This window comes from Micromonospora pisi (genome assembly GCF_003633685.1).
In the GTDB taxonomy this organism is placed as follows: domain Bacteria; phylum Actinomycetota; class Actinomycetes; order Mycobacteriales; family Micromonosporaceae; genus Micromonospora_G; species Micromonospora_G pisi.
On sequence record NZ_RBKT01000001.1, the window covers coordinates 2729695 to 2755596 of the forward strand.

The 25902-nt window shown below is 71.0% G+C and carries 24 protein-coding genes and 1 pseudogene; 9 read left to right on the forward strand and 16 right to left on the reverse strand.

Features of this window, described 5'->3' with window-relative positions:
* Positions 1-8: 8 nt before the first annotated feature.
* Positions 9-851: a DMT family transporter gene (locus BDK92_RS11125; RefSeq protein WP_121156639.1), complete on the reverse strand. Its 843-nt coding sequence runs from the start codon at positions 849-851 to the stop codon at positions 9-11.
* Positions 852-881: 30 nt separating this feature from the next.
* A complete protein-coding gene (locus BDK92_RS11130; RefSeq protein WP_246016961.1) occupies positions 882-2012 on the reverse strand; it encodes an MGDG synthase family glycosyltransferase in 1131 nt (376 codons plus the stop codon).
* 367 nt (positions 2013-2379) lie between these two features.
* On the opposite strand from BDK92_RS11130, the gene BDK92_RS11135 reads away from it, so the two are divergent.
* A complete protein-coding gene (locus BDK92_RS11135; RefSeq protein ID WP_121156641.1) occupies positions 2380-2784 on the forward strand; it encodes a VOC family protein in 405 nt (134 codons plus the stop codon).
* 28 nt (positions 2785-2812) lie between these two features.
* Here the strand turns inward: BDK92_RS11135 and BDK92_RS11140 are convergent, their stop codons facing one another.
* The 3 genes from BDK92_RS11140 to BDK92_RS40230 are packed head-to-tail and all read right to left on the reverse strand — an operon-like array spanning position 2813 to position 4900.
* Positions 2813-3592 (reverse strand): lysophospholipid acyltransferase family protein, encoded by a 780-nt coding sequence (locus BDK92_RS11140; RefSeq protein WP_121156642.1) that lies wholly within the window; start codon positions 3590-3592, stop codon positions 2813-2815.
* 23 nt (positions 3593-3615) lie between these two features.
* Positions 3616-4431, reverse strand: coding sequence for an alpha/beta fold hydrolase (locus BDK92_RS11145; protein ID WP_121156643.1), 816 nt, complete (start codon positions 4429-4431; stop codon positions 3616-3618).
* Positions 4424-4900, reverse strand: coding sequence for a hypothetical protein (locus BDK92_RS40230; protein ID WP_121156644.1), 477 nt, complete (start codon positions 4898-4900; stop codon positions 4424-4426). The genes BDK92_RS11145 and BDK92_RS40230 overlap by 8 nt, the downstream gene beginning before the upstream one ends.
* 332 nt (positions 4901-5232) lie before the next feature.
* Between BDK92_RS40230 and BDK92_RS11155 the strand changes: the two genes are divergently transcribed.
* The 5 genes from BDK92_RS11155 to BDK92_RS38930 all read left to right on the forward strand — a co-directional run bounded on the left by BDK92_RS11155 (position 5233) and on the right by BDK92_RS38930 (position 9827).
* Complete coding sequence (locus BDK92_RS11155; protein ID WP_121156645.1) at positions 5233-6486, forward strand: MFS transporter; 1254 nt, start codon at positions 5233-5235, stop codon at positions 6484-6486.
* A 94-nt stretch (positions 6487-6580) separates the two neighbouring features.
* The gene (locus BDK92_RS11160) at positions 6581-6955 is read left to right on the forward strand and encodes an SCP2 sterol-binding domain-containing protein (RefSeq protein ID WP_170208548.1); all 375 of its coding nucleotides are present in this window, start codon (positions 6581-6583) and stop codon (positions 6953-6955) included.
* Positions 6952-9048, forward strand: a complete 2097-nt coding sequence (locus tag BDK92_RS11165) for an amylo-alpha-1,6-glucosidase (protein ID WP_121156647.1) — start codon at positions 6952-6954, stop codon at positions 9046-9048. The genes BDK92_RS11160 and BDK92_RS11165 overlap by 4 nt, the downstream gene beginning before the upstream one ends.
* Before the next feature lie 139 nt (positions 9049-9187).
* A complete protein-coding gene (locus tag BDK92_RS11170; RefSeq protein ID WP_121156648.1) occupies positions 9188-9577 on the forward strand; it encodes a DivIVA domain-containing protein in 390 nt (129 codons plus the stop codon).
* Positions 9578-9650: 73 nt separating this feature from the next.
* Positions 9651-9827, forward strand: coding sequence for a hypothetical protein (locus tag BDK92_RS38930; protein ID WP_170208549.1), 177 nt, complete (start codon positions 9651-9653; stop codon positions 9825-9827).
* 36 nt (positions 9828-9863) lie between these two features.
* On the opposite strand, the gene BDK92_RS11175 is transcribed toward BDK92_RS38930, so the two are convergent.
* Positions 9864-10442: a CGNR zinc finger domain-containing protein gene (locus BDK92_RS11175; RefSeq protein WP_121156649.1), complete on the reverse strand. Its 579-nt coding sequence runs from the start codon at positions 10440-10442 to the stop codon at positions 9864-9866.
* 202 nt (positions 10443-10644) lie between these two features.
* On the opposite strand from BDK92_RS11175, the gene BDK92_RS11180 reads away from it, so the two are divergent.
* On the forward strand, positions 10645-11358 hold the full coding sequence (locus BDK92_RS11180) for a type 1 glutamine amidotransferase domain-containing protein (RefSeq protein ID WP_121161978.1): 714 nt from the start codon (positions 10645-10647) through the stop codon (positions 11356-11358).
* Positions 11359-11382: 24 nt separating this feature from the next.
* On the opposite strand, the gene BDK92_RS11185 is transcribed toward BDK92_RS11180, so the two are convergent.
* The 8 genes from BDK92_RS11185 to BDK92_RS11220 form a co-directional block, all read right to left on the reverse strand.
* Positions 11383-13503, reverse strand: a complete 2121-nt coding sequence (locus BDK92_RS11185) for an amylo-alpha-1,6-glucosidase (protein ID WP_121156650.1) — start codon at positions 13501-13503, stop codon at positions 11383-11385.
* Positions 13500-13874 (reverse strand): SCP2 sterol-binding domain-containing protein, encoded by a 375-nt coding sequence (locus tag BDK92_RS11190; protein WP_121156651.1) that lies wholly within the window; start codon positions 13872-13874, stop codon positions 13500-13502. Before BDK92_RS11190 ends, BDK92_RS11185 begins: the two co-directional genes overlap by 4 nt.
* Before the next feature lie 361 nt (positions 13875-14235).
* Positions 14236-14652, reverse strand: a complete 417-nt coding sequence (locus BDK92_RS11195) for a CBS domain-containing protein (RefSeq protein WP_121156652.1) — start codon at positions 14650-14652, stop codon at positions 14236-14238.
* A gap of 84 nt (positions 14653-14736) precedes the next feature.
* Positions 14737-15807, reverse strand: a complete 1071-nt coding sequence (locus BDK92_RS11200) for a Gfo/Idh/MocA family oxidoreductase (protein WP_121156653.1) — start codon at positions 15805-15807, stop codon at positions 14737-14739.
* A gap of 86 nt (positions 15808-15893) precedes the next feature.
* On the reverse strand, positions 15894-16334 hold the full coding sequence (locus tag BDK92_RS11205; RefSeq protein WP_121161980.1) for a PPOX class F420-dependent oxidoreductase: 441 nt from the start codon (positions 16332-16334) through the stop codon (positions 15894-15896).
* 81 nt (positions 16335-16415) lie between these two features.
* Entirely contained in the window at positions 16416-17447 is a 1032-nt protein-coding gene (locus BDK92_RS11210; RefSeq protein WP_121156654.1) for an aspartate-semialdehyde dehydrogenase, read from the reverse strand.
* 10 nt (positions 17448-17457) lie between these two features.
* Positions 17458-18435 (reverse strand): MFS transporter permease, encoded by a 978-nt coding sequence (locus tag BDK92_RS11215; RefSeq protein ID WP_211349185.1) that lies wholly within the window; start codon positions 18433-18435, stop codon positions 17458-17460.
* Positions 18432-18872, reverse strand: a complete 441-nt coding sequence (locus BDK92_RS11220) for a hypothetical protein (protein ID WP_121156655.1) — start codon at positions 18870-18872, stop codon at positions 18432-18434. Before BDK92_RS11220 ends, BDK92_RS11215 begins: the two co-directional genes overlap by 4 nt.
* A gap of 128 nt (positions 18873-19000) precedes the next feature.
* Here BDK92_RS11220 and BDK92_RS11225 point away from each other — a divergent pair.
* Positions 19001-19972, forward strand: a pseudogene (locus BDK92_RS11225) (phosphatase PAP2 family protein); the annotation flags it as partial.
* A 358-nt stretch (positions 19973-20330) separates the two neighbouring features.
* On the opposite strand, the gene BDK92_RS11230 reads toward BDK92_RS11225, so the two are convergent.
* Both BDK92_RS11230 and BDK92_RS11235 read right to left on the reverse strand, forming a co-directional pair.
* Positions 20331-21677, reverse strand: coding sequence for a M16 family metallopeptidase (locus BDK92_RS11230; RefSeq protein ID WP_121156657.1), 1347 nt, complete (start codon positions 21675-21677; stop codon positions 20331-20333).
* Positions 21674-22966, reverse strand: coding sequence for a M16 family metallopeptidase (locus BDK92_RS11235; RefSeq protein ID WP_121156658.1), 1293 nt, complete (start codon positions 22964-22966; stop codon positions 21674-21676). The genes BDK92_RS11230 and BDK92_RS11235 overlap by 4 nt, the downstream gene beginning before the upstream one ends.
* Positions 22967-23160: 194 nt before the next feature.
* On the opposite strand from BDK92_RS11235, the gene BDK92_RS11240 reads away from it, so the two are divergent.
* On the forward strand, positions 23161-25629 hold the full coding sequence (locus tag BDK92_RS11240) for a penicillin-binding protein (protein WP_246016963.1): 2469 nt from the start codon (positions 23161-23163) through the stop codon (positions 25627-25629).
* Positions 25630-25902 lie beyond the last annotated feature (273 nt).

Consider the following 25902-nt stretch of genomic DNA (forward strand, 5'->3'; position numbering starts at 1 on the left):
GGGCCGGGCTACTTGGACCGGGTGGTGCTGGCCAGGGAAATCCCAACGATCATGAGGATCACGGCGATAATCTCGATCACCAGTCGGGGGCCGTCGGTGGAGAGCGTCTCGTGGAACGCGAACACTCCGATCATCACGCCGCCGAACGGGTCGAGCAGGGTGATCGCGGTCAGCGGGGCGGCGATCGGCCCGCTCTGGTACGCGTTCTGGTTCAGCACCAGCGCCGCCGCGCCGACCACGATCAGCGCGTACAGGTGCCAGTCGGCCAGCAGTGTCCACGGGTGACTGGTCAGGTCCTCGCTGATCGTCTTGAGCAGTGCCGCCGCGACCGCGTACAGCAGCCCGGTGGCGATGCCGAGCAGCGTGCCCCGGTGTGCGTCCCGGGCCCGCCAGGCGCCGAGCAGGCAGATCGCGATCAGGCCACCGGCCACCACGCCCACCCCCAACCAGGCCAGGGTCGACGGCTGCTCGACCCCGGCCCGTGGGTTGGCGGTGATCAGGAAGGCGGCCAGGCCGACGATCGCGACCCCGGCCAGGATCAGGTCCTTGGCATGGGGCCGGCGTTTCTCCAGCGCCGCCTCCAGCGGAATCGCCATGAACAGGCCACTCATCAGCAGCGGTTCGACCAGCGCCAGCGGACCGAACCGGAGCGCGACGGCCTGGAGACCGGTGCCGATCGCGTCCGGGATGCCGCCGAAGAGCCAGAGTGGGCGGTGCAGCAGCCGGATCAGCAACCTCGGGTCGCCGGCCCTGGTGGGCTTCTCCTGCTTTGCGGCGTGCTGTTCCAGCGCCGAACTGAAGGCGAAGAAGAGCGCCGAGGCGAGGCCCAGCAGGACCGCGAAGAGGGTCACCGGGTCAGCCCGCGCTGTGGCGGCCCGACCTCACCTGCGCCGTCCCGGCGCGGTGGGCTGCTGGGCGTGGTGGTGGGCGTACCAGTTGAGCGCGGCGACGGCCAGGCAGACCAGGACCCCGGCGCGACGGGCCCGACGACCGCGCCGGCCCCGGGTGAACACCGAGGACTTGGGCAACGGGACCGGGGGCTCGGCTGCCCCCCGGGCCACCTCGGCCACCACCTCCGCCGGATCGGACCGGAACAGCGCCAGCCCGGCTTCCCGCTGCCGCTGCCCGCGTACCCCGTCGGTGAGTTCGACCAGGGCGGGCCCCAGGTCGTCGGCGCGGCGTACCCAGGTGACCATCCCGGCCTCCGCCATGGTGACCGCGTTCGCCCGCCCGTGGCCGGGGATCGGGCGGTAGGTCGCGACCGGGAGCCCGCTCGCCATCGCCTCCAGCGCGGTCAGCCCGCCGGCGTTCTCCACGAGTACGTCGGCGGCGTGCAGCAGGGCCGGCATGTCGTCGACCCAGCCGAAGACGTGGGCCTGCCCCTGCCGACGCAGCCGGCGGTAGAGCGCCTCGTTGTGGCCGCAGACCACGACCGGTACGGCCGTCCCGGTCCGGGCGATCTCGGCTGCGGTCGTCGCGACCTCGCCCACTCCCCAGGAACCGGCGACGAGAAGGGCGAGCCGCGCGTCGGTCGGCAGGCCGAAGCGTTCCCGGGCGTGTCGCCGGGCCTGTTCCGTGCCGGGGCCGAAGCCGGCAGAGACGAGCCGGCCGACGACCCGTACCTCTGTGCCGCCAAGCGCTCTGGCCTGGTCCCGCGTGCTCGGGTGCGCGGCGCAGTAGACGTCGACACCGGGTGAGACCCAGAGTGGGTTGACCGCGAAGTCGGTCAGGTAGGTGATCACCGGTACGTCGAGTTGGCCCTTGCGGCGCAGCGGGCCGAGCAGTTGGGTGGCGATCGGGTAGGTCGAGACCACCGCCCGGGTGTCCGGCCCGACCAGTTGTCGGACCTGCGGGCGGACCGGGCGCAGCAGTGCCCGGGTGATCGGGCCGGCGCCGGCGAAGCCGCAGCCGATCGCGAACAGGGAACCGTAGATCCACGGGAACCTGCTCAGCATCCCGTGGTAGGTGCCACGGAGCAGCTTGCCGAGGCCGTACGGGAAGATATCCGCCAAATCCCGACAATCTACCTGGAATCCGCGAGTACGGAGCCGATGTGCCAGCTCACGGCTCGCCCCTTCGTGCCCAGCCCCCGCGCTGGCCGAAATGATCACCACTCGGGCCGGCCGTTCCGGTGTGCCCCGTCGTCGCCCGGGCGGAACCCCCGCTCCGGCGTACGGGTCCCAAGCCGCCGGCCTCGGCGTGCCGCCATTCGGCTTGGCCGCCGGGCGCGTCTCGCGCCACCCGCGAATCAGTCGCATCCGGCCATCTACCCGAACCTGGTACGAAGAATCCTCGGGATCCGCATCCGGCCCGGATATCTCCCCCGCCCCGTACCCGCCCTCAGGCAGAGCGGATCCCGGCACCAGCGATCATGGGTAGATGCCCCATCTCGGACTGGTTACCCTCGTCGTGCGCGACTATGACGAGGCGATCGCCTTCTACGTCGACCGGGTCGGCTTCCGGCTGGTCGAGGACACCCCGCGCGGCGACGGCACCCGCTGGGTGGTGGTCGCCCCGGTCGGCTCGACCGAGACCGCGCTGCTGCTGGCCCGCGCCGCGAACCCGGAGCAGGCCGCCCGGGTGGGTGACCAGGCCGGCGGACGGGTGACGCTCTTCCTCCACACCGACGACTTCGCGCGGGACCACCAGCGGATGACAGCCGCCGGCGTACGGTTCGCCGAACCGCCCCGGCACGAGCCGTACGGTTCGGTCGCCGTCTTCGAGGACCTGTACGGCAACCGCTGGGACCTGATCCAGCCGCGTACCGGCGACGCACCGGCCTGATCCGGCGGGTCGGTCATCCCGACGCAGGTCAGCGCTCGGCTTCCCCCACCAGGTCGGTGCTCCGGCGCCGGACCGGACGGGTTTCCCCGTCGAGTTCGGCCGCCGCCTCCGGGGTGGGCGCCGAGCCGCCGAGGTGGGCCGGCTGCCACCAGGAGTCCTCCGGCCCGGCCGGCTGGTCCGGGTATTCGCGCTGCGCCCGGTCGATCAGTGTGGTGAGCTGCCGGCGCAGCTCCGCCATCAGCGCACCGGAGGTGCCGAAGTCGGCCGGGGCGAGCGGCTCCCCGATCAGCACGGTGATCGGGGTGTGGCGCCGGGTCAGGGTCTTCGGGCGCCCCTTGGTCCAGAGCCGCTGGGTGCCCCAGAGCGCGACCGGCAGCACCGGCACCCCGGCCGTGTCGGCCATTCGGGCGACCCCGCTCTTGGTGGCCTTGAGGGTGAACGATCGGCTGATCGTGGCCTCCGGGAAGACCCCGACGACCTCACCGGCGCGCAACGCGCTGACCGCGGTCGCGTACGAGCCGGCGCCGTTGGCCCGGTCGACCGGGATGTGCCGCATGCCGCGCATCAGCGGGCCGGCGTACCGGTTGGTGAAGACCTCCTGCTTGGCCATGAACCGCACCAGTCGCCGGGACTGCTGGGCGCCGAAGCCGCAGAAGATGAAGTCGAGGTAGCTGACGTGGTTGCTGGCCATCACGGCACCACCGGAGCGGGGCACGTGATGCCCACCCTCCACGTGTAGCCGCAGGTCGAGGGCGCGGAACAGCGTCTTGGCGGTCGCGATCACGGGCGGGTACACGAGTTCTGGCATCGCCAAACGTTACCCGTACCACATCACGAGGTAACCCACGCCCCGCCCGGCTCGCCCGCTGGCTGGGCGAGCCAGTCGTTGACCAGTGCGGCGAGCTGGGCCGGTTGCTCGATGACCATGCCGTGACTCGTCCCGGCCAGCTCGATCACCCGGAGCCGCGGGTTGGTGGCCGCCACCTCCGCGATCCGGGCCGAGTTGCCCCGACGGTACGCCCCGTACAGCTCCCGGAACGGATGTTGCTGGGGCAGGTCCACAGTCGCCAGCACCAGCAGCAGCGGGCAGCGCGCCGCCCGCAGCGCCGGGACCAGGTCGAACGCCGCCATCGCCAGGCGTAACTGTTCGACCGTCTCCGGGCCGGGGCGTGTCTCCTGCCGGGCCAGCTCGACGGTTGTCGCCGCGAAGGCGGCGTGCAGCCGGGCCAGCTCCGCCGCCGCGTGTGCCGTGGTCAGACCGGCCAGTTGGTCGGGGTGGGCCGGTGCGGGGACGCCGTCGAGGCTCACCGCGCCCGGACACTCCGGATGCCGCCGCGCCCACTCGGTGGCGATCATCCCACCGAGCGACCACCCGACGATCGCGGGCGGCTCCAGCGCCAGTTCGGCGACGAGCGCGTCGAGGTCGGCAAGGGCGGCGTCCATGGTCCACGGGCCGTCACCGGAACGGCCGTGCCCGCGCAGGTCGGCGGTCACCACCCGGTGGTCGGACGCCAGCGCCTCGGCCAGGGTTTCCATGTGCTCCAGGTTGCCGCCGGCGCCGTGCAGCAACAGCAGGGGCGATCCCGGCCCATCGTGGTCCCGTGCGGCGATCGGGACACCGGCGGCGGCCACCGTCAGGTCACGCATGGTCGACCCGCCCGTCGAGCTGGTGCAGGCGGTCGCGCACCGAGGCGGGCACCACCCCGCCATCCGGGTGGCGGGCGAGTCGACCCCGGTTGACCAGGTCGTGCACGCCCTGTCGGGTGATGCCGAGCATCGCGCCGGCGACCGCGTACGACACCGTGGTCGCGGTGGGATGTCCCACCCGCCAGGCCACCGCCCGGCCCAGTGGGCTGCGCCACCAGTCGAGCGGCGGCTCGAACGGTCCGTCTCCCGGGTAGAGGGTGGAGACGACCCGCATGATCACACCGACGGCGGCCTGGTCGTCGCCGGCGACGATCCGGTCCGCCCAGCTCGCGGCCCGGATCCGGACCACGGTACGGAGTGCGTCCACGCTGTCGTGCCCGTCCAGCAGGATCTCCAGCGGGTCGAGCAGTCGGATGTCGAGCAGTCGGGCGAGCTGCTCCGCGAGTTGGGCCCGTTCCGGTGGTGGCACGACGCCTCCCCTTCCTGACACCGAACATCAAGCACTTGACGACCACTGTCAAGCACTTGACGCCACATGTCAAGTACGACGCGGGCCGCCGACCGGTCTGATCGACGGGCGTCTTGGTGGCGATGGCGAAATTCAGCCCGGTCCACTGACCCGTCGAACCGATACAGTGACCGGGTGATCCCGCTCGCCGCGACCGCCGCCGCGTACCAGTGCTGGATCACGCCCGATCTGCCGCTCTACGGCAACGATCACGAACGCGCCGACTTCGCTCCCTGAGCAGGCCCGGAACCCTCGTCGTCCGGTCCCTTCCCCGCCCTCGGGAGCCTGTCACCATGCCCGAAACCCCCGCCACCATGCCCGAAGACGCCGACCTGCGGCCCGGAGACGTCGAATCCCGGCCCGGAAGCCCTGACTCCCCGTCCAACGACGCCGACACCTCGGCGCTCGCCGTGCTCCGGGCACCGCAGACGGCCCGGGTGCTCGCCGCCAGCCTGCTCGGCCGGATCCCACTCGGCGCGGCCCCACTGGCACTGCTGATCTTCGCCCGCGAGACGATGACGCTGACCGTGGCCGGGCTGCTGGTCGGCGCGTACACCGCCGGCATGGCGGTCGGTCAGCCGATGCTCGCCCGGGTCGCCGACCGCTGGCGGCAGCCCCCGGTGCTCTGGCTGGCCATGATCGTCTCCAGTCTCGGCTTCGCTCTCGCCGCCGCGCACGTCAACCTGCCGGTCACCGTGCTCGCCGCCGCGATCGCCGGGGCGGGCGCTCCGCCGTTCGAGTCGTGCCTGCGGGTGCTCTGGCGCGATCTGCTCCCCGCCCACCAGGTTCAGACCGCGTACACCCTGGACATCGCGGTCCAGGAGGCGATCTTCGTACTCGGACCGGTGGTCACCCTGGCCGCGGTCGGCCTCGCCGGACCGACCGGCGGCCTGGCCGCCGCCGCACTGTTCCAGGCGGTCGGAACAGCCTGGTTCGCGACCAGCGACGCGGTCCGCCGCTGGCGCGGGGAGCCGGCGGTACGGCACTGGGCCGGGCCGCTGCGCTCCGGCCGACTCCGGCTGATCCTCGCCGCGCTCCTGCTCGTCGGCGCGGGGGTGGGCAGCGTGACCGTCGCCGCGACCGGCTACGCCGAGGCGTCCGGAGCCCGTTCGTGGGCGGGTTGGCTGCTCGCCGCCCAGGCCACCGGCGCCCTCGCCGGTGGGCTGCTCTACGTACGCTTCGCCAGCCTGCGCCGGCACGCCACCCTCCCCCGGGCTACCGCGGTCTTCGCCGCCGGCTACCTTCCCCTGCTGCTCACCCCGGCCCCGCCCGCGATGCTGGCGCTGATGGCGATCAGCGGACTCGCCCTGCCGCCGCTGCTCACCATCGCCTTCGTCGCGATCGACGAGGTGGCACCGCCGGGCACGGTCGCCGAGGCGTTCGCCTGGGCGGCCACCGCCTTCTCGGTCGGCAGCGCGGCCGGCGCGGCGGTCAACGGGGTCCTGCTCGACGCCAGCGGGCAGGTGACCGTCGGCTTCCTCATCGCCCCGCTCGCCGCCGCCACCGCCACCGGCCTGCTCGTGCTCTTCCGGGGCCGTACGAGGTGACGTCGCGCTTCACCTCATCGGGGTGATGTGCCGGTGCCGCCCCGAGGGTGATGCTTCTCGAGTACGGCGAGGAGGCGTACCGGGAGGGCGCGCGATGAGCGAGGTGACCACGAGGTTCTTCCACAGCCTCGGTGAACGGGCGCCCGAACTGCTGCCGCGCCGGATCCACGGCACGATGCGGTTCGACCTGCAACGCGGTACGGAGATCTCGTACTGGTTCATCGCCATGCGCCACGGCAACATGGTGGTCTCGCAGGACCAGCGGGACGCCGACTGCGTGGTGCACGTCAGCGAGGCGCTCTTCGACCGCTTCACCACCGGCGAGGCGAACGTGATCTCGGCGATGATCCGTACGGAGTGCGTGCTGGACGGGGACATTCCGCTGCTGATGATGTTCCGCCGGTTCTTTCCCGCCGCCCCGGACGCGATCGACCCCCGCCGGATGGTCCGGGAACGGCAGTCGCGATGACGCAACCGGGCGTGACGCAGCCGGTCAGCATCCTGGACGGGGCCACCTTTGTGGTGAGCGACCGCAACGGCGACATCGACCCGTCGCCGTCCTTCCCCACCGGCCTGTTCGCGCTCGACACCCGGTTCATCGCGCGCTGGGAACTCACCATCAACGGCGAGCGCCTGCACTCGCTCTCCGTTGACGACCTGCGGTACTTCCAGACCAGCTTCTTCCTCGCCCCGGGTGAGCCGACCCACTACATCGACGCCAAGGCGTCGGTGATCCGCAAACGCACCGTCGGCGGCGGGTTCGAGGAACGGTTGACGGTGCTGAACCACGAGGAGGAGGCGGTCGACTTCACCGTACGGATCGAGGTCGGCAGCGACTTCGCGGACCTGTTCGAGATCAAGAACCTGCTGCCGAAGCGGGGCGAGGTCTCCACGCTGGTGGAGCAGGGCCGGCTGCGGTTGCGCTACCGGCGCGGCGCCTTCTTCCGGGAGACCCTCGTCGCGGCGAGCAACGAGGCGGAGATCGACGACCACGGCCTGACGTTCCGGATCCGGATCGAGCCGCACGGCAAGTGGACGACGCTGCTGCGGGTGGTGACGCTCTTCCCCGGGGCGGACGAGTCGGCGGCGGCGGAGCTGCCAACCTCCGACCGCGGTCGGGGGCGCCCGGACGTGCAGCGCCTGCTCGACGAGTGGACGGCACGCGCACCGCACCTGGCCTGCGACTGCGAGCCACTGAGCGACTCGTACAAGCGCAGCGTCATCGACCTTGCCGCACTGCGCTACACCGGCCTGCTGCGCAAGGAGAAACTGCCCGCCGCCGGGCTGCCGTGGTTCATGACCCTGTTCGGCCGGGACAGCCTCATCACCTGCCTGCAGACACTGCCGTTCATCCCGGAGATCGCGCCGCCGACGCTGCGTACCCTGGCCGAGCTGCAGGGCACCAAATTGGACAATCTCCGCGACGAGGAGCCGGGCAAGATTCTGCACGAGGTTCGGTACGGCGAGTCGGCCGCGTTCGAGGAGCAGCCGCATTCGCCGTACTACGGCTCCGCCGACGCCACTCCCCTGTTCGTGATCCTGCTCGACGAGTACGAACGCTGGAGTGGCGACGCGGACCTCGTCCGCGAGTTCGCCGACGAGGCGAAGCTCGCGCTGCGCTGGATCGACACCTACGGTGATCTGCTCGGCAACGGCTACATCTGGTACGAGCGGCGCAACACCCGCAACGGTCTGGAGAACCAGTGCTGGAAGGACTCCTGGGACGCGATCTGCTACCGGGACGGTAGCCTGCCCGACTTTCCCCGAGCCACCTGTGAGCTGCAGGGGTACGCCTACGACGCGAAGATCCGGGGCGCCCGGATGGCTCGCCGGTTCTGGGACGACCCGGATCTCGCGGACCGGTTGGAGCGGGAGGCGGCCGACCTGAAGGCACGGTTCAACCAGGACTTCTGGGTCGAGGACGGTGGTTACTACGCGCTCGGCCTGAACCGTGACGGCCGCCAGATCGACGCTCTCGCCTCGAACATGGGGCATCTGTTGTGGAGCGGAATCGTCGATCAGGAACGGGCCGGAATGGTCGCCCAGCATCTGCTCGGCCCGTCGATGTTCTCCGGTTGGGGCGTACGGACCCTGGCCGAGGGGAACGGCCGCTACAACCCGCTCGGATATCACGTCGGCACGGTCTGGCCCTTCGACAACTCGATCATCGCCTCGGGTCTGGCGCGCTACGGATACACCGAGGAATCGGCCCGGATCGCGGAGAGCATCGTCGACGCGGCCAAGTACTTCCAGGGCCGGCTGCCGGAGGCGTTCGCCGGTTACGACCGGGACCTGACCACGTATCCGGTGCAGTATCCGACCGCGTGCAGCCCGCAGGCGTGGTCGGCGGGCGCGCCGATGCTTCTGATCCGTACGATGCTCGGCCTGGAGCCGCAGGAGGACGGACTCACCGTACGACCGGCGGTGCCGGCCAGCCTCGGCCGGATCGAACTGCTCGGCATCCCGGGCAGGTGGGGGCGGATCGACGCGTTCGGCCGGGGCCGGCTGCGTACCGCGGCGTACCCGGAGACCGAGGAGTCCCGCGCCGACCGTACGGGCTGATCTCGCCGTGGCGACCGGGGTAACTGCCGGAAATACGACTGTCCCACGAGTGCGGACGTGACAGGGATTACCGTCACGCCTACCTGCCAGTTTCCGTTTGACCCACGTCAGACACGTGAATGGGATCGGGATGAGGGCCATGGAGGACGAGCGCGACCGGGTCGGTCGCCCACGAGAACGAACTCTCCTGACCCCACGGGACGTGCGCAGAAAGAGATTCAGCCCGACCGGGATCGGCCGACGCGGTTACCAGCCTGGTGAGGTGCGCGAATTTCTTCATCTGGTCGAGGGCGATCTGGCGGTGCTGTACCAGCAACTGATGAGCGCACGGGAGGAGGCGACCCGGATGCGGACGGCACTGCGGGAATGGCAGAGCCGGCACAACGTGTGCTACGTCCAGAGCCGCCAGGACGCGCAGGAGTCCTATCGCCGCCCGATCGAGTCGGATCAGGTACGTCCGGTCGAGTCCACCGAGGACCGACGGGCCCACCTGCCGTACCCCCAGCCCCAGCCCCGCCGAGGTGACTGACATTCCGACCATCCATGCACCCTGCCGGCCGGACTGGTCCTGCGCCGCCTGCAAGCAGGAGTGGCCGTGCGTTGTGCGAAAGCAGCAGTTGAAATACCTCTACCAGGGCAATCCGGTCGAGCTGGGCAACCAGCTCCGCGCCCTGATGGAGCAGGCCGGAGCCGATCTGCCGGCGTTGACCGAGGAGCAACTGGCCGATCGATTCATCGGTTGGAGTGAGCGGCCGATCGCCACCCCGGATCACTCCTAGGCCCACACTTGACTCGAGGCGTGCAGCCGTCAGTGGTCAGCCTGTTCTGAGCCGGCTGCGATAGGCCCGCATCGACATCTGGGATCCACACGCGGCACCGCAGTAGAGGCCGGACGAGTTCCTGGTCTTGTCGAAGAAACCGGCAAGGCAGGACGGGTTCTTGCACACCTTCAGTCGTGACCACGCTCCCCGGGCCGCGAGGTCGGCTGCCGCGGCGAAGAGCGCACCGAACGCACCCGGTACGCCCGTCTGCGCCGGGACGAAGGTGCAGCCGTCGGCGCTGAGTCTCGGGGTGAGCGGATAACGCTCCGCCACCCGCCGCAGGTATGCCTCGGCGGCCGGCACAGAGGTGACGTCGTCGACGCAGCCGGCGTGCGCGCGGAGGATGGTCTCCAAGGCTCCGCGTAGCTCCTGCGCCGCCACCGCGTCGGCGTAGCTGACGCCCGGGTCGTCGGCGGCGAGACCGGCCCCGGTCAGCCACCGCACCAATCCGTCCCGGTCGGAGAGGGACTCGACCCGACCGTTCCCGGAGGGGCGGGTGTTCACGAAGCCGAGGATCAGCTCGGAGCTGTCACAGACGCTGGGCGGGTAGCCCTCGGCCGTTGTCCGCTCCATGATCGTTCACCTCCTCCCCGACCAAGCTAGCCTAGCGCACTCACCGGCAAAGGTGATGGGCTAACTGACAACGATCGTAACGAGCGAGCCGCTGCCAGCTCGCTGGTTATCCCCGAACCTGTTACGGTCGTTACGACGGGCGCGGAACGTGCCACACCTGACCCTGATCGACAAGCGCCACCCCGCACCACTGGAGGTAACCATGTCATCGATCCTCATCGTGCTGACCGGAGCACGGAACTGGACTCAGCGGGACGGGAGCCAGCACCCGACGGGGTTCTGGGCCGAAGAGTTCGTGGTGCCGCACCGGCTCCTCGTCGGGGCCGGGGTCGACGTCACCATCGCCACCCCGGGTGGCCTGACCCCCGTCGCCGACCAGGGCAGCCTGTCGGCGGCGGCGCTCGGCAACGACGAGGGCAAGGCCGCCGAACTCCGCGCCTACCTGGAACAGGTCGCGGAACTGCTGGAGTCGCCCGCCCGGTTGGAGGACATCGACCCGACCGAGTTCGACGGCGTACTCATCCCCGGTGGTCACGGCCCCATGCAGGACCTGGCCGTGAACCCCGATGTCGCTCGGGTGCTGGCCACCCTGTTGCCCGACCCCACCAAGGTGGTGGCGTCACTCTGCCACGGTCCGGCCAGCTTCTTCTCCGCCGGCGCCCCCGACGGCGCCTGGCTGTTCAAGGGCCGCCGGATGACCGCCTTCACCGACGAGGAGGAGCGCCAGGCCGGCCTCGCCGACAACGCGACCTGGCTGCTGGAAGAGCGACTCCGCGACGCGGGCGCCCAGTTCGAGTCCGGACCCGCCTGGGGGTCGTACGTGGTGGTCGACGGCAACCTGGTGACCGGGCAGAACCCCGCCTCCAGCGAGGCTGGAACCGAGGCGCTGCTGAAGGAACTGGCCGCTCGCGCCTGAGTCGCGACCGGTCGGAGGGCACCCTCAGGTCGTGCGGTCCGGCAACGCCTGCAGCACGGGTTCAGTCGAGCGTTCGCTCTCCTCGTCGACCATCTGCTGCTCGTGCTGCGTGTCGACCCGGCCCCGACCAAAGGCGTCGATCTTGCCCCACCGACCCGGTACGTCGAGCAGTTCGACCCGGCCCATCCCTCGTGGCAGGGCCGGGTCGACCACCAGGTGCTCGTCGTGCGGTTCGAGGCCCAGCATCGTACGGAGCAGCAGCATCGGCGTACCGGTCGACCAGGCCTGCGGACTGCACGCGGTCGGGTACTGCACCGGGTACTTCGTCAACGCCCGGTCGTAACCGGCGAACGCCTCCGGCAGCCGACCCCGGAAGTACTGCGAAGCGTCGATGATCGACTCGGCGATCCGGCCGGCCTCCTCGTTGAAGCCGTACCGCCGCAGCCCCCAGGCGATGAAGGAGTTGTCGAACGGCCAGACCGTGCCGACGTGGTAACCGACCGGGTTGTAGCGGCCCTCCCCCTCGGCCAGGGTCCGCACTCCCCAGCCGGAGAAGAGCCGGGGCCCGAGCAGGTGCGCGGCGATCTGGCTGGCCCGGTCCTCCTCGACGATGCCGCTCCAGAGCAGGTGGCCAATGTTCGACGAGAGCGCGTCGACCTGACCGCCGTCGGCGTCGAGGGCCAGCGCGTAATATCCGCCGTCCTCGACCCAGAAGTCCCGGTTGAACCGTTGCTTCAGGTCCTCCGCCTCCTGCTCCAGCCGGTCGGCGTAGACGGGGTCGTGCCAGACCCGCCGGGCCAGCCGCGCCCCGCGCATCTTCGCGTCGTACGCGTAGCCCTGCAGCTCGCAGGTGGCTCGGGGAAAGTCCGGCAACCGCCCGTCCCGGTACGAGATCGCGTCGGGGGAGTCCTTCCAGCACTGGTTCTCCAGCCCGTTGAGCTTGTTACGACTTTCGTACCAGATGTAGCCGTTGCCCATGATGTCGCCGTACGTGTCGATCCACCGCAGCGCCGCCCGCGCCTCGGGCTCCAGCCGGCGTACCAGTTCCACGTCGCCGGTCCAGCGCTCGTACTCGTCCAGCAGGATCACGAACAACGGGGTCGAGTCGGCCGCGCCGTAGTACGGCGAGTGCGGCTGGTCCGCGAAGGCCGCTGACTCCCCGTACCGCAACTCGTGCAGGATCTTGCCCGGATCCTCGTCCCGGAAGTCGTCGAGTTTGGTGCCCTGTTTCATGGCGAGGATCTGCAACGTCGGCCCGGCGAGTTCGGGTGTGAACGGCAACGACTGCAGGCAGGTGAAAATGCTGTCCCGGCCGAAGAGCGTCATGAACCAGGGCAGGCCGGCGGTGGGCACCTTCGCCTCGAACGAGAGCGGGCTGTAGCGGAGCGCGGCCAGGTCGGCGAGGCTGCGGTCGTACGTGTCGCCGAGCGGCTGACAGTCGCAGGCCAGCTTCGGCGCCCGCGCGACCCAGGCGGCGAGATCCTTCTGCATCTCCATCTTGACCCGGCTACCGTGGCTGATCAGGCCCAGCCGCAGGTCCCGCCCACCGGCCCCCTCCACCATGGTCTGTACGTGCAGGTTGGTGGTCCACTCCGCGTGCGCCTCGATCCGGACCCGGAAGGTCAGCCCCTTCTCGTCGACATCGGCCGGCACGGTGGAGGAGATGATGGTCTCCCGCCGGAAGGTGTCCCGGCGGTAGCTCAGACGCAACCGCCCGTCCTCGATGAACGCTTGGGCGGAGCCGGCCTTCTCCTTGACGTCCTTGATCTCGAACAGGTCGGCAAAGTCGCACCCGATCTCCATCCGGATCGTCAACTCCACCGGTTGGCCCTGGTGGTTGAGGACGGTGAGCTGCTCGTCGAAGCTGCCCCCGATGGTCCGCTGCCGCACCACCGACACCTTCGCGTCGACGTAGTGGGTCGGCTCACCGGGTACCAGGAAGAACCGGGTCTCGTAGTACTGGAGGTCGTCGATCGAGAGCGCGTTGAGCCGCTCACCGTCGATGCTCAGCTCCCACCGGGAGAGAAACCGGGTGTCGAAGGAGAAGAGCCCGGTGGGGAAGCTCGGTGACGGGTCGATGTCACCACGGGCGTCGCTGACCAGGAACGTGTTGCCGTCGAGGATGCTCACCATGTTGTCGGTCACTTGTGCCGCCTCTCCCGCACCATCTCACGTGGATCGCGCGCGCCCGGCGGGCCGGGCAGGAGCCGTTGGAAGTAGTGGAACAACAGGAGGTTGCCCTCGACCGTTATCTCGTTGCGCAGCAGCGCCGCGATCGGGTTCGCCTCCCCCGTGGTCACCCGGTCGAAGAACCGCAGGTCGGTGCTGATCACGCAGTCCGCCGGCCGCTCCCCCCGGCTGGCACTGACGTTCCCCTCACTCATCACCAGCACCCAGTGGTCGGTTCCGTCCCGGTGCCCCAGGTCGAACCGGACCGTGCCCCTGACCTTCGTAAGCATCGGGTCGGGGCCACGATGGCCGAGCCCGTCGAAGAAGTCGGCGGTCGGATCTGCCATCGGTCCTCCTTCTCACGTCTGCACGAGTAGCCACTTCTCCGGAGCGTCCCGCACACCCCGGTGGTAGGGCATCGCCCAGGACGGGTGAGGTTGCCGGGACGCCGCCACAGCCGCCACATGCACCGCGGTCGTCCCACCGGTCAGGTCAAGGGGGCCGCCGGGCTCGGGCTGACGGCATTCCAGGCGGCCGCCGACACGTTCCAAGCGGTGGTCCGCACACCGATGGCGCACCCGGTGGTCCCGGCTGGCCGGGCGGAAGCGGCTGGAGACGCGACCGCACCGACTCCCGCTGTCGGGATCGGTGCGGTCACGGCCTGTCGTCCACGTGCTGCGGTGCGCTGGTGCTCCGGGCGGCCCCGGCTCAGTTGTTCGGGTCGTCGGCGCTGATGTCGGCGAGCACCGACTGCGGTTCACGTTCGACCGCCAGGTCACCGATCGAGACGAGCCCGATCAGCCGGCCCTCTTCGATCACCGGGAGTCGCCGTACGCCGTACGTCCGCATCAGATCGGCCGCTGCCACCGCGTCGTCGTACTGGGTGACGGTGACGACGTCCTGGGTGAGAATCTGGCTGAGTGTCGCGGTGTTCACGTCCAGCCCGTCCGCCACCCCACGTACCGTGATGTCGCGATCCGTCACGATGCCGATCACCGCGTCCCCGTTGGTGACGATGACGTCGCCAATGGCGCTGTCCCGCATCTCCTGGGCCGCGGCCGTGAGCGTGTCGGTGCCGTCCATGGTCACCAACCGGGTCGTCATGAACTCTCCGACGGTCGTCATGGCGCTCCTCTCCTTGTCGGCGGTTGCCGTCTACCCGGCCCGACCGAGAGGTAACGGCACACAGCCACCCGGAGTTGGCGGCACTCAGTGGTCGAGGGTGACCACCCGTCGCTCGGTGGCCGAGACGAGCGCCGCCTCGATCACCCGCAGGCCCTCGACCGCGCCGGCCGGATCGACCGGGAACTCACCCCGGCCGAGCAGCGCCTCCCGCACCTCGGCGTAGAAGCGCTCATACTGGCCGATCTCAGTCGGTACGGTCTCGACCTCGTCGTTCACCCCGAGCACCCCGGCGTTCTCGGCCGGCTCCACGCCCCACCCCGGGTCACCCGGCCGCTTACCCGCCAGCACCTGCGGCTCCTGTACGTCCAACCCGTACTTGGTGAAGGTGGCCCGGTCGCCGAGCACCCGGAACCTCGGGTTACGGGTGCCGGCCAGCGCCGACGCCCAGAGGTGCGAACGGACCCCGTTGACATGCCGCAACGCGACGAAGGTGTCGTCGTCGACGACCACCCCGGGGCGGCGGCGGTCCAGCTCGGCGTAGACCTCGGCCACCGGGCCGAACAGTTGCAGCGCCTGGTCGACGATGTGCGCGCCGAGGTCGTAGAGGAGCCCGCCCGCCTCCGCCGGGTCGCCGAACTCGCGCCAGTTCTCCTTGGGCGTCGGCACCCAGCGGTCGTAGCGCGACTCGAAGCGGTAGACCTGGCCGAGGCTGCCGGCGGCGAGCACCTTGCGTACGGTCAGGAAGTCCGAATCGAGCCGACGGTTCTGGAACACCGTCAGGCCGACACCGGCGCTGGTCGCCGCGTCGACCACCCGTTGCGCGTCGGCCGCCGTCGGTGCGAACGGCTTGTCCACCACCACGGGCAGGCCCAACTCGATGGCGCGCAGGGCCAACGGCACGTGGGTGCGGTTCGGCGTGCTGACCACCACGAGATCGAGCGAGTCCGCGGCCGCGAACAGGTCGTCGGCGGTGGGGACCACCCGCGCCTGCGGGTAGCCGGCCTGTGCCTGCCGCGCCCGCTCCGGGTCGCCGGTGACGATCGCCGCCACCGACAGGCCCGGCGTCGCCGCTACCAGCGGCGCGTGGAAGCGGTGTCCGCCGATGCCGTATCCAAGGATGCCGACCCGCAGGTCAGAGCTTTTCTCCGTACTCATGGTTCGGTATTAAACGCGCCCCCGCCCAGGGGGAAGGAAGGGCCCCTTCTTATCGCATTTGGTATAGGAAGGGGCCCTTCCTAACATCAGGATTGGGGCGGGAGGCCGTAGAGGCGTCGGACGGTGAGTCGCAGGACGATCCGCCGTTCGGCCACCATCGCCCGCCGGTAGTCGTCCCAGTCCGGGTGCTCCCCCCGCAGCGCGCGGTAGACCCCGACCAACTCCTCCACCGTGGCGTCGTACGGCTCGGTCGCCGTCGGGGAGAGCTCCGCGCTCCCCTCCGCCACCGCGTACGCCCAGCCGTCAGCCGAGCTGGCGCTCAGACTGGCCCTCGGGTCCCGGCGGAGGTTGGCGGTCTTGGCCCGCCCCTCGGCGATGGAGACCCTGAGCAGGTTCTGCTCCCGGTCCAGGTGATAGACCACATTGGACAGCTGTGGGCGGCCGTCCCGCTTGATGGTCGCCAGCACCCCGTACGGCCGGCTGGCCAACAGGTCGAGCAGTGCCGGGTCGAACTGGTCGTTCGCCATGCTCTCCTCCACTCGCAAGGAACCCCGGTTCCGGGGGTACGCCGGACCACGCTGGCCGGCGCCCCTCACCGTACGGTCGGCTCAGGCCACCGAGCCAGTCCTCGCGAGCAGCTCGGCGATCTGCACCGCGTTGAGCGCGGCACCCTTGCGCAGGTTGTCGTTCGAGCAGAACAGGGCCAGGCCGTGCTCGACGGTCTCGTCGGCCCGGATCCGGCCCACGTAGGTCGGGTCCTGACCGGCCGCCCGCAGCGGGGTCGGCACCTCCTCCAGCGCCACACCGGGGGCGTCGGCGAGCAGTTGCGTCGCGCGCTGCGGACTGATCGGGCGGGCGAACCGGGCGTTGATCTGCATCGAGTGACCGGTGAAGACGGGCACCCGGACGCAGGTGCCGGAGACCAGCAGGCCGGGGATGCCGAGGATCTTCCGGCTCTCGTTGCGCAGCTTCTGCTCCTCGTCGGTCTCGGCCGACCCGTCGTCGACGATCGAGCCGGCGAGCGGGAGCACGTTGAACGCGATCGGCTGGCTGAACTGGCGCGGCGCCGGGTAGTCCACGGCGGCTCCGTCGAAGGTCAGGGCGGTGGCGTGCTCGGCGACCTTGCGTACCTGTTCGTCCAGTTCCGCGACACCGGACAGGCCGGCACCGGAGACGGCCTGGTAGGTGGCGACGACCAGGCTCACCAGCCCGGCTTCCTCGTGCAGCGGGCGCAGGATCGGCATCGCGGCCATGGTGGTGCAGTTCGGGTTGGCGATGATGCCCTTGGGGCGTACGGCGGCGGCCTCCGGGTTGACCTCGGCGACCACCAGTGGCACGTCCGGGTCCATCCGCCAGGCCGAGGAGTTGTCGATCACCACCGCGCCGGCCTCGGCGACCTTCGGCGCGAGTACGCGCGACGCCCCCTTACCGGCGGAGAAGAGCACGACGTCCAGTCCCCGGTAGTCCGCGGTCTCCGCGTCCTCCACGGTCACCTCGGTGTCGCGCCAGGCCAGCGTGCGCCCGGCCGACCGCGCCGAGGCGAAGAGCCGCACCTGCTCCGCGGGAAACTCCCGCTCCGCCAGCACCTTCCGCATGACCCCACCGACCTGGCCGGTGGCGCCCACAATGCCAATCCTCATGACTGCGAGGCTACCCAGGTGATCGCCCGGACCGGGAGTCGGTTTCCGTCACCGGGCCAGCGGAGTCGACCAGCGTGGCCGGCGTCACCGGGCCGGCCGGCGAGACCGGTGCCTCGGGCGGGGCCGGGAAACGGGCCGCTGGGGCGGCGGGCAGCCGGGCCGGGAGCAGCCGCCGGGCCCAGAGCACCGGACGTACCCGCTCCAACGGCAGGAAGCTGGTCATCGCCACCTGGTGCGGCATGAAGGAGATGGTGATCGCCGACCAGGTCACCGCGTGGAAGAGGTAGAAGAAAGCGATCATGGCGTTTCGGGCCCGACCACGCAGCACGAAGATCAGCGGGCTGGTCAGCTCGAACGCCATGATCCCGAACTGGGCGGCGACGAGCAGCCCGGGTACGTCCAGCAGCCACTCGCTGGCGAAGGTGCCGCGCCGGATCACCGCTCGGGCGAGGGTGGCCCCGGTCAGCCAGTCCAGGCCGCCGTAGCGCAGCTTCGCCCACGCGGCCAGGAAGTAGGTGGCGATGACCGCGAGCTGGGTCACCCGCAACGCCCAGCCGGCCTTGGCGCTGGGGGTGAGATCGCCGTGCCGGGCCCGACCGATCGTCGGCAGCACGGCCAGGGCGACCAGGATGCCGAACCGGTCGTGGTCGACCTTGCCGTAGCTGAACGCGATGATCAGCCACTCGAAGTAGAGGGCCAGCACGGTCCAGCCGAGCAACCGTGGCGCCCGTCCGGTGGCGGCGGCGAGCGTGGCCGCCAGCAACACCCAGAAGAGCACGGTCACCAGGACGGCGTTCGGGGTCGGCAGCGGCAGCACCCGACCGACCAGCAGCGGCGCGTACAGCTCGCCGGAGACCGCGGTCCGGCCACGTATCCAGCCGGTGAAGAAGACGATGTCCGCGGCGACCAGCAGGTACGCCAACGTACGGAAGGCCGCCGCCCGCCCCAGCGGCACCGGTGTGGTGAGCCAGTCCCCGACCCGCCTCATCCCGCCACCTGCCAGTCGACCATCGTCTCGTCGATGTTGTTTCCGTTCGGCCGCCCGTCGGTCATGCCGTGGCGACGGATCACGATGGAGACCGTGGTCAGCGGTGGCCGCTCCGGATTCCGCCGGTGGTACGCGTCCACGATCAGGCTCAGCCGCGTCGGGTCGGCGTCGAACCGGCTCAGCTGGCCCTCGATCTCCGCCCGGCGGATCCCGGTCTCCCGCTCGGTCAGGACGAGGCTTTCGCCCGCCGCGTCCTTCGCCGTCACCAGCGCCTCGGCCACCGGCGCGTCGAGCCGGTCGGTGGTGGCGTACATCCGGAACGGGCCGAACGGGAAGTCGTCGTCCGAGCCGACCAGCGTCCCGGCCAACAGCAGACCCGCGCCGACCAGGGTCACCACGACCCGGACCAGACGACCACGGACGGTCAGCGATTCCATTCGCCGCACAATACTGGGCACCGACGAGGAAAGATCACATTCCGCGACGGCATGTTTCATCGGGGACGACCCTCCCGGACCGCCCCGGCGTCCGGCGTCGCCAGCCTGGGCGGCTAGCCTGGGTCGCCATGACGAGGAAGCAACCGGCGGAGTCGCCGGCCGGGTCCCCGCCGGTACGCACTGCGGCTGAGCTGCGCCGCAGGCGGATCGGCGCGATGGCGCTCTGGATCGTCGCCTTCGTGGCCGGCTGGCTGCTGATCGGCCTGCCGACCGATCCGCTCTACGCCTTCTTCTGGCTCTGGGCGGCGACCGTCGCGTGGCGCAGCCACCTGCCGTGGCGGCAGCACCTGACCTTCGCCCGGGACTGGCTGCCGGTGGTGATCCTGCTCGCCATCTACAACGTCTCGCGCGGGTTCGCCGACGACTACTTCCAGCCGCACGTCACCGAGTTGATCCACGCCGACGAGTGGATGTTCGGCTGGGCCACCGGTGGGCAGGTGCCCACGGTCTGGTTGCAGCAGCACCTCTACCACCCGGACGTCCGCTGGTACGACGTCATCGCGAGCTTTGTGTACTTCTCGCACTTCGTCGCCGCGCTCACCGCCGCGGTGGTGCTCTGGCTGGTCTCCCGGCCGCGCTGGGCCGCCTTCATGCGTCGCTGGTTCACGCTCAGCCTCGCCGGTCTGATCACCTACTTCGCCTACCCGGCGGCGCCGCCGTGGTGGGCCTCGGTGCACGGCTTCCTCCCGGTCGACGTCGCCAGGATCTCCAACCGAGGCTGGCAGGAGTTCGGCCTGCACGGCGCCGGCAACACCCTCAACGTGCTGCAACTCGCCTCGAACCCGGTGGCCGCGATGCCGTCGCTGCACACCGCGTACGCCCTCTTCGTGGTGGTCTTCTTCCTGCCGACGGTCAAACGGCGGTGGTGGCCGCTGCTGCTGGCGTACCCACTGGCGATGACCTTCACCCTGGTCTACACCGGGGAGCACTACGTGATCGACGTGCTGGTCGGCTGGGCCTACGTGGGCGGGGTGTTCCTGCTGGTCGGCGCGGGTGAGCGCTGGTGGGCCGCACGCCGGGCCCTCGGGACAGCCGGCCCCGGCTCCGACCCCGGCGGCACGAACACCGGACCCGGCGGCCCGGAGCACAACCCACCGCCGAGCGGACCGACCAACGGGCCCACGGGTGGCCCGGGTGGCGCGTCGACCGACCGGGGCGGCCCGGAGCAGACCCGTACCGGGCGACTCGACCCGCCGACGACCGGCTCCGGGGCGACCGGGGTGGATGGGACCACCAATCCGACCCGACCTTCCACTCCCGGCGACAGCCGCCCCAGCTCAGGAGTGGGCGCGGTGCCGGCCCAACCGACCGTGAACGCGGAAGCCGGCCAGCGTCGTCGCTGACCGGCTTCCCGCCGTTATCGAGACCATCAGGGCCGGCGGATCGCCGTTCGACCGGTCACTGCTTCGCGTCGACCACGTCACCGAGACCGGTGGCGACGATCTCGTCCCGGATCAGCGCCGCGTCGCCCTCCACCACCAGGGTCAGGCCCTCCGGGCGCAGGTGCGTCGCGGCCGCCGCGGAGACCTCCGCCTCGGTCGCGGCCAACAGTCGGGTACGCAACGTGGCGTGGTAGTCGTCGGGGAGGCCGTACACCACCAGGGTGCTGAGCGCACCGACGATCGCGCGCGGCGACTGCAACTCCACCGAGAGCTGGCCGGCCCGCCAGGACCGCGCGACCGCCAGCTCCACCTCGGTCACCCCCTCCACCTGGGTACGGCTGATCTCGCCGATCGCGTCGACCAGCGCGGGCGCGGTCACCGCCGTCTGCACGTTCCCGGCGACGACGAACCGGCCGAACCGGCGGGAGAGGCCGAAGTCGGCCCGGATGCCGTACGTGTAACCCCGCACCTCGCGGAGCAGGTGGTTGAGGCGGGAGGTGAAGGCACCGCCGAGCACCGTGCCGGCCAGCGTCATGGTGACGTAGTCCGGGTGGGCGCGGTGCGGCCCGGGGTGCCCGATCCGCAGCGTCGACTGCACCGAACCAGGCCGGTCCACCACGATGATCCGCCGCTGGTCGCGGAGCTGGACCTCGATCGGCGGGTCGACCGGTGCCGGTGCCCCGGCGGCTGCGCCGAACGCCGCCGCGCCGAGCGCGTCGAGGTCGATCTGGTCCAGGTCACCGGCGACGAGCAGGGTGCCGGGCCGGGTGAACCATTCGGCGTGGAACGCCGTGACGTCCTCCACCCCGATCCCGGCAACCGAATCCGGATCGCCGTCCAACGGCCGGCCCTGCCGCCGGTCGGAGCCGAACAGGTCGGCGCGGAACGCGGCGTCGGCCCGGGGCCCCGGGTTGGCCCAGTACATCCGCAGTGCGGTGACCTCGTCGTCGCGTACCCGGTTGATGTCCGCCGGGTCGAACCTGGGCGTGCGGACGGCCTCGGCCATCAGCTCCACCGCGGCCAGCAGCCGGCGGACCGGCACCTGGACCCCGACCTGGAACGCGTCCCAGTCGGTGCCGATGCTCAGTTCGGTGCCGAGCCCCTCCAGGGCCAGCGCGTAGGCGGTCGAGTCCCGCCGCGTGGTCCCCTCCTCCAACGCCTTCGCCAGCACACCGCCGAGCCCCTCGCGGCCCAGCGGCTCCCGTCCGGCGCCCGCGTCGAGCAGCAACGTCGCGGCGGCGAGGTTGTGGCCGGGCAGGTGGGCGGCGACCACCTCGCCGCCGGCGACGGTCCGCCGGACCACGGTCGGAAACTGGTACGGCCGGGGCTCGCCCGTGGCCGGACGGTCAGCAATCAGCGTCATGCGCTCTCCTCCGGCAGGTAGGTCAGGGTCACCCGGTCCGCCGGGCGCAGCACCTCGGCGGCCACCTCGGCGAGCTGGTCGGCACCGACCGAGAGCCAGCCCGGCAGGCGGTCCGCCGCCCGGGCCGGGTCACCGAACTGGGTCGCGTACCGGCCCAGGGTGTCGGCCCGGCCGTCGACGGTGGCCAGTGACCGCCACCAGGCGGTGGTCAGCAGGGCACGGGCGCGGTCCAGTTCCGCCCCGGTCACGCCGCCGTCGGCCAACTCGTCCACGACCTCGGTCAGCCCGGCGGTCAGCTCCTCGGCGCTCACCCCGTCCCGCGCGGTCGCGGTGATGATCAACGGCGCGGGAGCGTGCGCCAGGTCCACCCCGTACGCGCCGACGTTGTCCGGCTGGGCCAACCGGGCACCGTCGGCGAGCCGCTGGTAGAGCCGGCTGCCCCGGCCACTGCCGAGCAGCGTGCCGAGTACGGTCACCGCGTCGTACTCGGGGGTGCCGAACGGGTACGTCCGGTGCGCCAGGTAGACCCTCGGCGCCGGCACCTCGGCGTGGACCGTCTCCTGGGCCGGTACACCGGTCGCCGGCACCACCAGTCCGTCCGGCGCGGCCGGGATGTCGGGGCGCGGGGCGAGCCGCCCGAAGTACTTCTCGGCCAACGCGAAGACCTCACCGGACGAGGCGTCGCCGACCACCGTGAGCACCGCGTTGTTCGGCGCGTAGTAGGTGACGTGGAAGTCCTTGAAGGTTGCCAGGTCGGCCGCGTTCAGGTCGGCCATCGAGCCGATCGTCGAGTGGTGGTACGGGTGCCCCGGCGGGTAGAGCAACGGCAGCAGGCGCAGCCACGCGTCCCCGTACGGGACGTTCTCGTACCGCTGGCGCCGCTCGTTCTTCACCACCTCACGCTGGTTGTCCAGGGTCTCCTGGGTGAGCGCCGGCACCAGGCCACCCATCCGGTCGGCCTCCAGCCAGAGCACGAGTTCCAGGTGCTCGGCCGGCACGGTGTTGAAGTAGTTGGTCCGGTCCGGGTTCGTGGTCGCGTTGAGCGACCCGCCCGAACCCTGGATGAGCTTCATGTGTTCGGTCTTGGCCACGTTGACGGAGCCCTCGAACATGAGGTGCTCGAAGAGGTGGGCGAAGCCGGTCTGGCCGTCGGGTTCGTGCCGTGATCCGACGTCGTACCAGAGGTTGACCGCCACCACGGGTGCGCTGCGATCCTCGCTGACGACCACGCGGAGGCCGTTGTCCAACCGCGTGGTCTCGATCGGCCAGGGGTAACCGGTCTCGGGCATGGGGACGACGCTATCCGATCCGGAGACCGCCGTGGCACAGGTGCACCAGCGGAACGCCGGCCGGCTTTGCCGTCGGGGACGACCGAACGGGGGAATCGCGGCCCCCATCGGGGGATCCTGCCCACGCCGGCCACCTTCGGGGCGGGCGGCGGATCTACTGGGTGCGGACCAGGCGTACCCGGAGGTGGTGTCGAATGCCCGCGCACCGACAAGCTCGGCGGTTCCCCCGCCGCCGATGGTCCGCCACCTACCGACCGGGCTGGTCGGCCAAGCGGGTCCGGCTGTTCCGGATCGGCATGATGCTGGTCGCCGGTCTCGTCGCCGGGGTACTTGTCGCCGCGGCGGCGTTCCCGGCGCTGGCACTCACCGGGTTGGCGGCGAAGGCCGGCGCGAAGGCGTTCGAGAGCCTCCCGGTCGAACTCCGGGTGGCCTCGGCGCCACAGGCGAGCCGTGTCTTCGCCTCCGACGGCCGGACCCCGCTCGCGGTCTTCTTCGACGAGAACCGGCAGGACGTGCCCCTAGCCGAGGTCGCACCGGTGATGCGGGACGCCATCGTCGCCGCCGAGGACCACGCCTTCTACCGGCACCGGGGGATCGACGTGCGGGGTTTCCTACGGGCGATCGTGGCGAACACCATCGGCGCCCAACAGGGCGCGTCGACGCTGACCATGCAACTGGTACGGATGTCCGCCACCTACTCGGCCGAGGAACCGCAGGCGGTGGTCGAGGCGAGTGAGGACACGAAGGCGCGCAAGCTGCGCGAGATGCGGCTGGCCTCGATCCTGGAAGCGCACCTGAGCAAGGACGAGATCCTCCAGCGGTACCTGAATCTGGCGCCGTTCGGGCACGGCGCCTACGGCGTCTCGGCGGCGAGCCGGTTCTACTTCGGCAAGCGGCCCACGGAACTGACCGTGCCGGAGGCGGCGATGCTTGCCGGGCTGGTCAAGGCGCCGAGCTTCTACGACCCGCTCGACCGTTCCGGGGCGGGCGCGACCGAGACGCTGCACCGGCGCAACTGGGTCATCGGGCAGATGGTCGAGACCGGTGCGGTCAGCGAGGCGGACGCGAGCGCCGCGCGGGCCGTACCGCTGGTGGTGCAGGGCCGGGTGCCGGCGAACGGCTGCTCGGTCACCGGCAAGCAGCACTGGGGTTTCTTCTGCGACTACCTCTACCGATGGTGGCTAAGCCAGGAGACGTTCGGCACGACCGAGTACGACCGGGAGCGGCGGCTCAAGAGCGGCGGTTACCGGATCGTCAGCAGTCTCGACGCGGTCACCCAGGAGGCGGCGCACCGCAACCTGGAGCAGAAGCTGCCGACCGGGTCCGCCCAGGCGTTGATGCTGGCGGCGGTGGAGCCGGGCACCGGCCGGGTACGGGCGCTCGCCACGAACCGCACCTTCGCGATCGACGATGCGGCGAAGCCGGGCAACGGTCCCGCCACCGATCCGGCGAAGGCCGTTGCCGGGGTCCGGGGCACCTATCCGCGTACCACCAATCCGCTCCTGACCGGCGGTGGTGACGTGCACGGGTACCAGGCCGGCTCCACCTTCAAGATCTTCACCATCGTCGCCGCGCTGGAACAGGGCATCCCGCTGTCGCACGAGATCGACGCCCCGCAGCGGTACGAGTCGCGGTACACCGTCGAGCGGGACAGCCCGGCCGCCTGCCCGGGGACCGAGCGCTACTGCCCCGGCAACTACGAGGAGAAGATGGCCGGTCGGCACGACATGTGGAGCGCGTTCGGTTCCTCGGTCAACACCTACTTCGTGCCGCTCACCGAGCGGGTCGGCGCGGCGAACGTGGTCGACGTGGCCCGGCGGCTCGGGATCGGGTTCCGGGCGCCGACGGACGCGGCACTGGCCGACAACCGGAAGTCGGCCGACGGCTGGGGCGCCTTCACCCTGGGCGTCTCGGCGACCACGCCGCTCGACCTGGCGAACGCGTACGCGACTCTGGCGGCGGGCGGCCGGCACTGCGTACCGACGCCGGTGCAGGAGATCCGGGACCGGTCCGGCGGCCCGCTCGACGCGGTACGGCCGCGCTGTGACCGGGCGGTCGAGCCCGGAGTGGCGTACGCGGCTGTCGACGCCGCCCGTTGCCCGGTCGGGGACAAGTCCGCCGCTGACCGGTGTCGGGAGGCGACGGCGGGGGACGCGCGCCAACTGGTCGGTCATCCGCTGGCGGGCAAGAGCGGCACCACGGACGGGCGTCGTACGGCGTCGCTGGCGTTGACCACCACCTCACTCACGGTCGCCGGCATCCTGGCCGACCCCGACTGGCCGGAGGGGACCGTGGAGATGCCGCGTGAGGTGGTGAATCCGGCGGTGTCGGGGACCCTCGCGGAGGCGATGCGGGGCAAGCCGAAACGTGACTTCCCGAAGGCGTCGGCCGCGCTGCTGGGGGTGCCGGAGCGGGCCGTACCGATGCTCGACTGCGTACCGGCGGAGCGGGCGGCGCGGACCCTGCGGGAGGCCGGGTTCCGGGTCTCGGTCAACCCCGAACCGGTCGACTCGGACTGCCCGCGGGGGGCTGTCGCCGGCACCGAGCCGGCGAGCGGCGCGGTCCTCGGTGGCGTGGTGACGCTTCGGCTGAGCAACGGCCGGTACGCCGCGACGAACGGTGTCCCGGGGCCCGGCCCGGCCGATCCGCCGCCGGACCGCTGAGTCCGGGCCCTGAACCAGCTGCCCGGCCACCGCCGGCATCACCGACCCACCTGGGGAGGTCGACCGGGAGGCCGCCCACGACCAGGGTCGTGGGCGGCACCGGAGAAAAACTACGCCGCCCACGGCTGTTGCCATGGGCGGCGCTGGTGTCGGTGTGCAGGTCGCCTCTCGGCGAGTGGCACGACGCGGCTCCAGCCGAACGGTATTCCGCGAAGGCAATTAGGTGAGGCCCGGGGACACTGGTCACACCGACAGTCATCACAACGAGCCGAC

Coding starts and splice junctions, on each gene's coding strand:
- BDK92_RS11205 (WP_121161980.1), bottom strand. CDS start 16,334: ATGGCGAACGACCAGTTCGACCCGGCACTGCTCGACCTGTTGGCCAGC.
- BDK92_RS11170 (WP_121156648.1), top strand. CDS start 9,188: ATGGAGGACGAGCGCGACCGGGTCGGTCGCCCACGAGAACGAACTCTC.
- BDK92_RS11145 (WP_121156643.1), bottom strand. CDS start 4,431: ATGCGTGACCTGACGGTGGCCGCCGCCGGTGTCCCGATCGCCGCACGG.
- BDK92_RS11190 (WP_121156651.1), bottom strand. CDS start 13,874: ATGGCAGATCCGACCGCCGACTTCTTCGACGGGCTCGGCCATCGTGGC.
- BDK92_RS11175 (WP_121156649.1), bottom strand. CDS start 10,442: ATGGAGCGGACAACGGCCGAGGGCTACCCGCCCAGCGTCTGTGACAGC.
- BDK92_RS11165 (WP_121156647.1), top strand. CDS start 6,952: ATGACGCAACCGGGCGTGACGCAGCCGGTCAGCATCCTGGACGGGGCC.
- BDK92_RS11195 (WP_121156652.1), bottom strand. CDS start 14,652: ATGACGACCGTCGGAGAGTTCATGACGACCCGGTTGGTGACCATGGAC.
- BDK92_RS11140 (WP_121156642.1), bottom strand. CDS start 3,592: ATGCCAGAACTCGTGTACCCGCCCGTGATCGCGACCGCCAAGACGCTG.
- BDK92_RS11210 (WP_121156654.1), bottom strand. CDS start 17,447: ATGAGGATTGGCATTGTGGGCGCCACCGGCCAGGTCGGTGGGGTCATG.
- BDK92_RS11220 (WP_121156655.1), bottom strand. CDS start 18,872: ATGGAATCGCTGACCGTCCGTGGTCGTCTGGTCCGGGTCGTGGTGACC.
- BDK92_RS11215 (WP_211349185.1), bottom strand. CDS start 18,435: ATGAGGCGGGTCGGGGACTGGCTCACCACACCGGTGCCGCTGGGGCGG.
- BDK92_RS11230 (WP_121156657.1), bottom strand. CDS start 21,677: ATGACGCTGATTGCTGACCGTCCGGCCACGGGCGAGCCCCGGCCGTAC.
- BDK92_RS11155 (WP_121156645.1), top strand. CDS start 5,233: ATGCCCGAAACCCCCGCCACCATGCCCGAAGACGCCGACCTGCGGCCC.
- BDK92_RS11235 (WP_121156658.1), bottom strand. CDS start 22,966: ATGCCCGAGACCGGTTACCCCTGGCCGATCGAGACCACGCGGTTGGAC.
- BDK92_RS11180 (WP_121161978.1), top strand. CDS start 10,645: ATGTCATCGATCCTCATCGTGCTGACCGGAGCACGGAACTGGACTCAG.
- BDK92_RS11160 (WP_170208548.1), top strand. CDS start 6,581: ATGAGCGAGGTGACCACGAGGTTCTTCCACAGCCTCGGTGAACGGGCG.
- BDK92_RS11240 (WP_246016963.1), top strand. CDS start 23,161: ATGCCCGCGCACCGACAAGCTCGGCGGTTCCCCCGCCGCCGATGGTCC.
- BDK92_RS11135 (WP_121156641.1), top strand. CDS start 2,380: ATGCCCCATCTCGGACTGGTTACCCTCGTCGTGCGCGACTATGACGAG.
- BDK92_RS11200 (WP_121156653.1), bottom strand. CDS start 15,807: ATGAGTACGGAGAAAAGCTCTGACCTGCGGGTCGGCATCCTTGGATAC.